Source organism: Bacillus sp. NPDC060175, from assembly GCF_042728695.1.
GTDB lineage: Bacteria > Bacillota > Bacilli > Bacillales > Bacillaceae_G > Bacillus_A.
Genome location: NZ_JBHWYR010000126.1, coordinates 1 through 8,509 on the forward strand (window position 1 = coordinate 1; position 8,509 = coordinate 8,509).

An 8,509-nucleotide genomic window follows, 5' to 3' on the forward strand; every position below is an offset into this window, starting at 1 on the left:
ATAATTTATTTCTTTAGTTAAATCTCTATAAGCTTTCATATCCACTTCAAGTTTGAAAAATGATTTTGCACTAGCAACTAGAAATGCTGAAACATTTTTATAGCCCAACTCTTCAGATTTATTTTTAATGTATTCTTTATCATTTTCGGTTAATCTCATTTGAAAATAAGTGTTAGTTCTAACCATATTTTATTTCCTCCTGATACTTAAATTTATTAAGCAATTTATCGAGCGAAGCGACAACAAATATATAAGTGATTTTGAAAAAATCGCTTATATATTTGTAAAGGTCGTAGGAATCTCCTACCAAGTCAAAAACAACGTTTTTGGGGTTTGGCATGCCAAACCCGTAGCTTGCCCTTTGCTAAAACCTCAATATTCCCTCCTCAAAATCATACCATCTTTTCCAGTTTAATGGCATAATATGTTAAATATTTCATAAAGAAGTTAGTATGCAAATGGTGACTATAGATGATAACACAAAGATTGCAATGGAAGTCGTAGCAAAAACCTTTAAATTATAGGAGCAATCCTTATTACATGTTTTAAAATCATTGGCAAAATTACTGTAAAATAAAGAACACCCTCCAAAAGATTATATTCTTGATGAAAACATCAAAGTTGGTAAACAAAAAATCAACCAGCTTATTAAAAAGCATGATAAAGATGGTAGTGTAATTGATTTAGATGAAAATTTAACTAAGTGGCAAAGAGGATTATTCTTTCTTCTTTTCCGCAGCACAAGCAAATATAATCAAAAAAGCATTAAAAATGTGGATTTGAAATAAAGTCGTACCGTTTGATGAACCGAAATCGGTGCTGTTGCAAAGCTTTCTAAATGAGACTACACTCTAAATGTGTAGAGATAATAAAGTTGTTTAATTTATAATAAAGTCCTTTAAAAAATAATAAAGTTGTTTACTTCTTATAGGACTAACGAAGTAGTTTAATGGAAGAAGAATTTATAGTAAGTGTTATAATAATCAATAACTTAAGCAAAGGGGGAAGCATTTTTGCACAAACTCAATGCATTAATACCAGAGCTATCGGTTTCAGATATCGAGAAAAGTTTAAATTTCTATTCGGAAATTCTCCTGTTTAAAATTGAATATCAAAGACCAGAGGATAAGTTTGCTTTACTGTCTTTAAATGACTGCCAGATTATGATTGAAGAAGTAAATGGTCATTGGAGTACTGGGGAGTTAGCTTATCCCTACGGAAGAGGAATTAATTTTCAAATTATCATAAATGATATTGATCCACTATATGATAGTTTGAAAAAGAACGAGTATCCAATTAAATTTGATATTCAAGAGAATTGGTATAGAGCTGATACTAAATTAAAGGGGCAAAAAGAATTTTTAATTATGGACCCTGATGGTTATCTATTAAGATTTGTTCAAAATTTAGGTGAAAAAGATGTTGAGGCAGATTAAGCTATGTAAGACAGGATGAAAATTTAGTAAATGGAGCAAGCTACTTTTTTCAATAAGGGGCATTAGTTGAAGAAGAATTAACCAACTTTATTATTTTTATAAATTACAGGCTACAACAAGTAAATTTAGTTTTAAATAACTTTAAAACCACCTACAAGTTAATTTTAGTAGGTGGTTATTACATTTCTTAGACTAAAATTAAACAACTTTATTGTCACTGAACACTAAAAAAAAGAGTAAGGAGAAACACAAATACGATATTTTAAAGGAAAACAGTTCAAGAAAGATATTATTTTGGTAGCCGTTGGCTACTACTGTCTTTTTTCTTTAAGTTATCGTGATGTCTCTAAAATTTTAAAAGAACGTGGAATCTCAGTTCACCCAACAACTATCATGTGCTGGGTTCATGGATACGGAAACCTTATCTATCAAATTTAGAAGAAGAAGAAAAATAAAAATGTCCAATTATCTCAACTTTTAGACAGACAAACAGGACATTTATTTTCGTTCGTTGTGTTCGTTTGTTTTGTTAGACCTTAAATCGAATTGCAACTACATTCTTCGTATTTAATACGTATTAATTTAGAAAACCCATAAACAAAAAAAGAGTGCTGTGAAGAAGCACACTCATTCAAAGGAATTTACCAATCTCGACGATTATCGCGATCACAGTCACGATCATGATTACGTCTGCGACGACATTCATCACAATCGCAGTCACGGTCACGTCTACAACGACGGTCATCACAATCTCTATGTCTGCGTCTGCAAAACATTAAATCATCCCAAAATCTATTACAATCTCTGCAATGTCTGAAATTACAATTACATCCCATAAATATGATTACCTCCTCTCAACTCTAGGATTCATCATATTCTATGCTAAAAAACAAAAACAGCTTGTTTACTAATCTATATTTTGCATTTTAGAATAATAATATTCGTATTTACTCTTCAAATTGCAAGTCTATTTCACCAATTATCATCCCTTAACAACAAACAAGACGCCACCCAGATCACGGCAGCGCCTACGATAATTGCTATTGGTTTAATCATTAATAAATATATCTGGCCCCTTCTTCAACGCGTACGAGAAACCCGAAATAAATACAACACTAAATATAATAATAGAAGACCACATATTAAAATGATATTCTTTACAATCACAAAAAATATCGGTCGACTTAAAACCTGGTATATCATCTTTTTGGTATGTAACTTTTCCTTTTTCGCATGGGCACTTATACACTTCAGTAATTATTTCGCCGTCACCAGCGCCAAATCCGCTACTTGACTAAATCTTCTAGGGCTCCAATCAGAGTCTTCTGGCATAGCGTAAAAGCTTGTGCCATTCGATTTAACTACAATCCATTTCTTCAAGTTAGGTTCTGACTTTGAATGCCCGCCACCTAAATACGTAACGAATATTTCCTGTCCTTCTACTATTTTGACTTTAGCCATTTCCCTCTACCCCCTTAATAAAACTCAATATTCCGTCAATACTATTGATAGGCTGTTTAACAGCCGGAAATCTCTTATGTGTAACCGTACTGATTGAGACTTCCTTCCAGACTGAGCAGTTAGCTTTTGCTAGCTGCTCTTATTTTCTGCAATTGGTTACATTTCCCTGATGTTTTTAACGTAATATTACGTTAGGATATAAAAGAGTAAAATATATTGAGCTGTTATACCATTACCCTAGTTTCCTAGGGTTTTTATTTCTACAAAATGAAATTTTTATTAAGTTCTCTATTAATAACGTATATTGATTTCTTTTCTGAATTAGTTTAAAAGTAAATAGTTCAACGTTGAACTGTTCCGTGTTAAACTAAGCAAGTAAGAAAGAAAGGAAATGAGTATTATGAGTTTAAAAAATCTAAGTTTCAAACAAGCAGGAGAAGTTGTCCAGTCATTTGTAACAATAAACAAAGAAATTATAAAGTTCACACATCAAAACGCTTCCAGTTTAGGATTAACAGTACAACAAATGGGTATCTTAAATACAATTTATGCAATCCCTAATATTACTCTCAAAGAGATTTCAGAACGTCTTTCAGTTCCTAAAAGTACAGTGAGTGTGAATGTAGATGAATTAGTTAATCTAGAGTTTATCGAGCGAAAACAATCAGATGAAGATCGTAGAGAAATAAAATTAAAAGTAACAAACCAAGGACAAGAAGCATCGAAAAAATCCATTAAAAACTCTACTTCCTACAAAGCAATGGAACTAGCACTACAACAGCTTCAAGAAGATGATGTTCAAACATTATTGCGTATTCATAAAGATTTATTAATCTCTCTACAGCAATTTCGTTAATTGATGTAAACCATTTTAAACACAAGTTCTAATTCTTATTTTCCAAAGAACCGAACAGTTAGCTTTTGCTAACTGTTCTTTTATTTAAAATAACGCTTTTATAAAAATACATGTAAGCCCCACTACCCATTTTCATATATGAAGTAATTCCTCCATATATTAAGAGGAGCTTAAAGAAAAATGAACGGAGGATACGAATGACCACCACAAATATTTATGACATCATGGTTAAACATGGACGTATGCCTCACTTTAACGCTGATTTTCCCTTGGTCTTTTTCTGGAGCCAAAAAGGTGGCTGCACTTCATTAGCACATTGGTTCTTTTACCAAATTGGATTATTTAAAGAAGCCATTAAATACAACTCATTTATTCATAACTATGAATACGATATTTATAAGAATTCAGTTCCATACTTCATACAAGTGGCTACTGAATTACAATTAAAAGAAAAGCACACTTATAAACTTGTAAGAAACCCCTATAAAAGAGCAGTAAGTTCATTTCTCTCACTAATCCCCCCACCACACATCAAACATCCAGAGTGGAAGCCAATTAGACACTTTTTATATCATGATGAAAACTGTAATAAAAAAATCTCCTTTAAACTTTTCTTATATTACTTAAAAGCACATATGAAAAATTTAGATGCTGTGAATCCACACTATGCGCAACAATATGTTCCAGATGAAGAAGAATTTGTTACCAACTATATTTACCTTGAAAATTTCTCTTCTGAAATTTCAAATTTAGAAAATATATATGGTCTAAAGAAGTCCCCTTTAGATGTATTAACTAAGTCATGGCATCATCAAAGTAAAAGCACCATCTTTAAAGGGGACTTCGCAGATGTTGACATTACAGATTCTTCATTTCCAAGACTCCTAACATATGGTAGTTTTTATGACTCCGAAACTATTCAATTAGTTGAAGACATTTTTAACAAAGATTTCACCATATACAAATACCCCCTAAATCCACTTTAAAATATAGGCATTTTTCTAATCACAGATTCATAATTATTACAGAGAAACCTAAGCCACCTACTTAAGTTTCCTCATAACACTCCTGCAAATTGAAGTCGGGCACTATTCTAATAGTGCTCTTTTTCAATAAAATTCAAATTTTGTTTTAATCAAATACTTCAATCACATGTAAAAGTTACGTAAAGATTGCTATGATTCAATCCTTCCACCCTAGAAACGTTATATAATGAAATCGCAGACATCAGGTTTGTACCTTTCTGTACGACATAACTCTTTGCTAGGAGAAATCCTAGTCTTTTTTATTTCATCCCTGTAGACCCAGAACCGAATTTTCCTCTTTCTGACTCTGAGAACTCGTCTGCCTCAACAAAATGAGCTGTTTCCACTGGCGCTATGACACCTTGAGCAACACGAGTCCCTCTTTCAATCACATGAGCTTGCATATTGTCTGCTTTAGGTACTTCAGTATTATCAACTAGTACTCCGACCTCTCCACGATACCCACTGTCCACCGTTCCAAGAACAACTCTTAACTTTGTATTACGCGTCATACCGCTACGCGGTCTCACTTGCAATTCGTATCCTGGTGGAATCTCAAAAGCTAGTCCAGTTTTCACGACCTTTGTCCCGCCCGGCCAAATAATTGTGTCCTCTGCCGCTACCAAATCGAACCCACTATCACCAGGTTTCGCATATCGTGGAAGCTCTACATCTTTCAATCTCTTAATCTTCACTCTTAAATTCATTCATACCCGCCCCTTTTAATAGTAGTGCCAGTTCCTCGCAACTCCCCTCAAAGAGGTCGCGCCCATCTGGTAGCTTGAATATGTGATTATCGATTAATTTGTTCATTAAAACGTCTTGTTCCATGTTTCCTCCTAGCTGCTTTTCCTCTTATATATCCTTTTGTACTTCCTTATAGGTGTTATCACTGCCTTTTCGTACTCTTCTTTTTCCAACCATCTATTCGTCATAACGGTATACCTCCTAATCCAGGTTCATTATTTCCTCTAAGGTTCTATCCGAGATATAAGTGTTAATAATTTGGATCCGTCCATATTTATCTTTAGCCATTCCTTCGGCTTCGCTCTCTGACTTCGCTTCAAACCAACAAAGCTTCCATTTGTCGTCCTTGTCGTAAAACTCTATTGAGTACGTCATAACGCTATTACGCTTCAAGAACTTTTCCGCTGTACTTGTTGCGGTATAATCAAAACTTCCTACTACATCCTCAAGTGTTAGTTGTTTCATGCCCCTAACCCCATTGGACAAAATTTAATCTTGTTCTTATCCGCCTGGTCCATGATTAATTCTGCGATTTCTAATTGATGTCTTCCCATCTCTACTGCAATTTCAATGAAACTTTTATCTTCTTCCCACATTTCTTGGAATCGAATCACTTCACTCTCATTGAATAACAAGTCCAAATCTTCTAACGCTACATACATGTCACGACGCGATTTCTTCATGTACTTCCTTTGCTGTGCTGCGATTGTGTAATTCTCCTTTTCCAAATCCGTCCCAAGTCTCGGCATCCCATTTCCCCTCCAGTTGTAATTGATGAATTTCTCTTAGTTCCGCCATAACGGCATGACGTCTTCTATCCGATTCTTCTCGGCTGTGATTACCTGTTGCGCAAATACATGGTGCAAATTGATACATACCCGTTCCCATATCGTTTCTGATTACTCCAGTTCCTTCACATGCACACATCTTAATTCCCCCTTAGAATGGTAATGCTTTTCTTCTATAATCCTTTGTATCTTTGAAAACAATCGCTCTAAAGTTATTGAAGATACGTGATACAATTCGTTCGTCATATGCACCCTCTAAACGCTCGCCTGTAAGATTTGTAGTGAAGATATAGTAGATTTACCTTGGCGACCATCGAAAACATCGAATAACACCCTATTAATGAAGTTTGTCGCTTTTGTATTGGCATCTAAAGCCCCTAACTCGGCTCCTAAATCATCAACTATCAATACATCTGCTCGTACCAATGTTCGAAAGATTGAATCCTCAGTTAAGGAGGAATCTTTATTGAACGTACTTTTAATCTTCCGTAGTAATTCACCAACTGTAACGAAGACAATGGATTTGTTATGCTTGTTTCAGAAATCTTACATTTTATAATCTGAAAGAGGTAATTACATGCGAGTATTATTAGCCATATTCTTTGTAGCCACTATCGCTTCTTTTGTACTTATGAGCAAAGCTTCAAAGAACTATCAAAGTAAAGGAAAGTATTTCATTTCTGGTGTAGTTTGTTTTATGTTGACCATAGTTTTTTATTACCTTTCTCCCAAAGAAGAAGTTAAAGATAAGGAAACAAAAACTGCTACTGTAGAGGTAAAATAAGAAGAGAAACAGAAAGAAGGCACTTCAAAACATGTAGAGAAAGAAAATAAACAGCAAGGTAACGTTGAAGAAGAAAAACCTAATGATAAAGATCAGAATAAGAATCAACTAGAAGAGTAATCCAAAAAAGAAATTAAGATTTAAGATGAAACTAAAGTTAAAAAAGCAACAATTGATGAATATAAAAATAGAATAAATCAAGCTTTTAAGGAAATGGGAAGAAAAACGAATTTGAAAATTAATTCAACAGATATTTTAGAAGATGGAAGAACAGTTATTAACTTGTCCGATAATATCGTTATATTCTTAACAACAGACAAGGACAAATATATTGAAAAAGCCACACTCGGTATGACTACTGACGCTTATTTATTAGAACATAAAGACTTTGAATTCGCATTCTTATTATTAATTGAAACAATAGATGACTCATTAAATTATTCAGAACGTTATTTAGTTAAACAAGAACTTGGTCTTAGTGATAAAGATGCATTTAACAAGCAATTCACTAAAACGTATAAGAGAAATGGAATAACATATACATTTAAAGGCGGAATAAAAGATAACTTTATTCTACAAGCGGAATTAAAGGATTAAGCATTGAATCATATTTCTCAATGAACAAAACAACTTAACATGGTAAAATTTTATATCCATAAAAAGGGGATTCGATATAATATTATTTATATGAACTATTAAAATGTAGATAGGGGAAGTGAATATGGACAAGAAGCTAACGTATTGGCTAGGATCTATTATAGGGGTAATAGTACTTGCAGCTGGTATGACTTATGGAATGTTACAGTTTGCTGAAGTACCAATGGGTAGTGAGAAGCATGCTTTTGCAGAGTCTGATTATAAAGAAGCACCACCATCGAATGAAGCAGAAATTGAAGGTTCAAATGCACAACTTCACATCACAAAAAGTTCTACTGAAGAAGAAGTTATTTCAGCAATGCATAGCATGACTCATCAAAAAGTAAAAGCAAATGACAGACGGGGAGCAACTCCTATGTCTAAAAAGAATGCAGAAAAAGTAAGAAGCATTCTAAACCAAAACGATTTTAAGAACAAAGAAGAACTATTAGCAATTACTGAAAGATGGGTAAATAGAGATTTTAGTAAAATCGTAGAAGAACATAACTATTTCTGGGAACTTCAAGAAGGCAAGATAGGTGAAGCTACAAAAATGGATCCAATAGAAGAGCAAGCATTCTCTTTAAATACTTTCGGTGATGAAGTAACGGCCGCTCTACATAAATCAGGAGATCTTTAATAAACATCTATAAATTATAGTTAGAAGCACCCACTTTTGTATTTATCTTTTCTAAATTTCTTCAATACATAGATGTGATTCTCAAGTCGGAGGAAGGCACCTTAGGGTGTCTTTTTTTTCTACCTATAACTATTTC

13 protein-coding genes and 3 pseudogenes are annotated in these 8,509 nt (G+C 33.5%); 7 read left to right on the top strand and 9 right to left on the bottom strand.

Annotated elements, in window-relative coordinates:
• Nucleotides 1-186 (bottom strand): annotated as a pseudogene (locus tag ACFWDE_RS28830) (hypothetical protein); the annotation flags it as partial.
• An 827-nt stretch (nucleotides 187-1,013) separates the two neighbouring features.
• Here ACFWDE_RS28830 and ACFWDE_RS28835 point away from each other — a divergent pair.
• Both ACFWDE_RS28835 and ACFWDE_RS28840 read left to right on the top strand, forming a co-directional pair.
• On the top strand, nucleotides 1,014-1,436 hold the full coding sequence (locus ACFWDE_RS28835; protein ID WP_377896185.1) for a bleomycin resistance protein: 423 nt from the start codon (nucleotides 1,014-1,016) through the stop codon (nucleotides 1,434-1,436).
• A gap of 252 nt (nucleotides 1,437-1,688) precedes the next feature.
• Nucleotides 1,689-1,871 (top strand): annotated as a pseudogene (locus ACFWDE_RS28840) (IS6 family transposase); the annotation flags it as partial.
• 206 nt (nucleotides 1,872-2,077) lie between these two features.
• Here the strand turns inward: ACFWDE_RS28840 and ACFWDE_RS28845 are convergent.
• Both ACFWDE_RS28845 and ACFWDE_RS28850 read right to left on the bottom strand, forming a co-directional pair.
• Entirely contained in the window at nucleotides 2,078-2,272 is a 195-nt protein-coding gene (locus ACFWDE_RS28845; protein ID WP_080017270.1) for a hypothetical protein, read from the bottom strand.
• 421 nt (nucleotides 2,273-2,693) lie between these two features.
• Nucleotides 2,694-2,897 (bottom strand): hypothetical protein, encoded by a 204-nt coding sequence (locus tag ACFWDE_RS28850; RefSeq protein WP_377896186.1) that lies wholly within the window; start codon nucleotides 2,895-2,897, stop codon nucleotides 2,694-2,696.
• 400 nt (nucleotides 2,898-3,297) lie between these two features.
• Between ACFWDE_RS28850 and ACFWDE_RS28855 the strand changes: the two genes are divergently transcribed.
• Complete coding sequence (locus ACFWDE_RS28855; protein WP_377896187.1) at nucleotides 3,298-3,753, top strand: MarR family winged helix-turn-helix transcriptional regulator; 456 nt, start codon at nucleotides 3,298-3,300, stop codon at nucleotides 3,751-3,753.
• 197 nt (nucleotides 3,754-3,950) lie between these two features.
• Nucleotides 3,951-4,739, top strand: a complete 789-nt coding sequence (locus ACFWDE_RS28860; RefSeq protein WP_377896188.1) for a sulfotransferase family 2 domain-containing protein — start codon at nucleotides 3,951-3,953, stop codon at nucleotides 4,737-4,739.
• A gap of 299 nt (nucleotides 4,740-5,038) precedes the next feature.
• Here the strand turns inward: ACFWDE_RS28860 and dut are convergent, their stop codons facing one another.
• The 6 genes and pseudogenes from dut to ACFWDE_RS28890 form a co-directional block, all read right to left on the bottom strand.
• Complete coding sequence (gene dut, locus ACFWDE_RS28865; protein ID WP_377896189.1) at nucleotides 5,039-5,485, bottom strand: dUTP diphosphatase; 447 nt, start codon at nucleotides 5,483-5,485, stop codon at nucleotides 5,039-5,041.
• On the bottom strand, nucleotides 5,463-5,609 hold the full coding sequence (locus tag ACFWDE_RS28870) for a Fur-regulated basic protein FbpA (protein ID WP_377896190.1): 147 nt from the start codon (nucleotides 5,607-5,609) through the stop codon (nucleotides 5,463-5,465). Before ACFWDE_RS28870 ends, dut begins: the two co-directional genes overlap by 23 nt.
• A gap of 117 nt (nucleotides 5,610-5,726) precedes the next feature.
• Nucleotides 5,727-5,990: a hypothetical protein gene (locus tag ACFWDE_RS28875; RefSeq protein WP_377896191.1), complete on the bottom strand. Its 264-nt coding sequence runs from the start codon at nucleotides 5,988-5,990 to the stop codon at nucleotides 5,727-5,729.
• Nucleotides 5,987-6,274: a helix-turn-helix domain-containing protein gene (locus tag ACFWDE_RS28880; RefSeq protein ID WP_377896192.1), complete on the bottom strand. Its 288-nt coding sequence runs from the start codon at nucleotides 6,272-6,274 to the stop codon at nucleotides 5,987-5,989. The genes ACFWDE_RS28875 and ACFWDE_RS28880 overlap by 4 nt, the downstream gene beginning before the upstream one ends.
• Nucleotides 6,189-6,452 carry a hypothetical protein gene (locus ACFWDE_RS28885; protein WP_377896193.1) on the bottom strand — a complete coding sequence of 88 codons (264 nt, stop codon included), beginning with the start codon at nucleotides 6,450-6,452 and terminating at the stop codon, nucleotides 6,189-6,191. Before ACFWDE_RS28885 ends, ACFWDE_RS28880 begins: the two co-directional genes overlap by 86 nt.
• Before the next feature lie 12 nt (nucleotides 6,453-6,464).
• Nucleotides 6,465-6,835, bottom strand: a pseudogene (locus ACFWDE_RS28890) (P-loop NTPase family protein); the annotation flags it as partial.
• A gap of 55 nt (nucleotides 6,836-6,890) precedes the next feature.
• On the opposite strand from ACFWDE_RS28890, the gene ACFWDE_RS28895 reads away from it, so the two are divergent.
• The 3 genes from ACFWDE_RS28895 (at nucleotide 6,891) to ACFWDE_RS28905 (ending at nucleotide 8,373) form a co-directional block, all read left to right on the top strand.
• Entirely contained in the window at nucleotides 6,891-7,097 is a 207-nt protein-coding gene (locus ACFWDE_RS28895) for a hypothetical protein (protein ID WP_377896194.1), read from the top strand.
• Between the two features lie 231 nt (nucleotides 7,098-7,328).
• A complete protein-coding gene (locus ACFWDE_RS28900) occupies nucleotides 7,329-7,694 on the top strand; it encodes a hypothetical protein (RefSeq protein WP_377896195.1) in 366 nt (121 codons plus the stop codon).
• A gap of 124 nt (nucleotides 7,695-7,818) precedes the next feature.
• Nucleotides 7,819-8,373, top strand: coding sequence for a PRK06770 family protein (locus ACFWDE_RS28905; protein WP_377896196.1), 555 nt, complete (start codon nucleotides 7,819-7,821; stop codon nucleotides 8,371-8,373).
• Nucleotides 8,374-8,509: the final 136 nt, after the last annotated feature.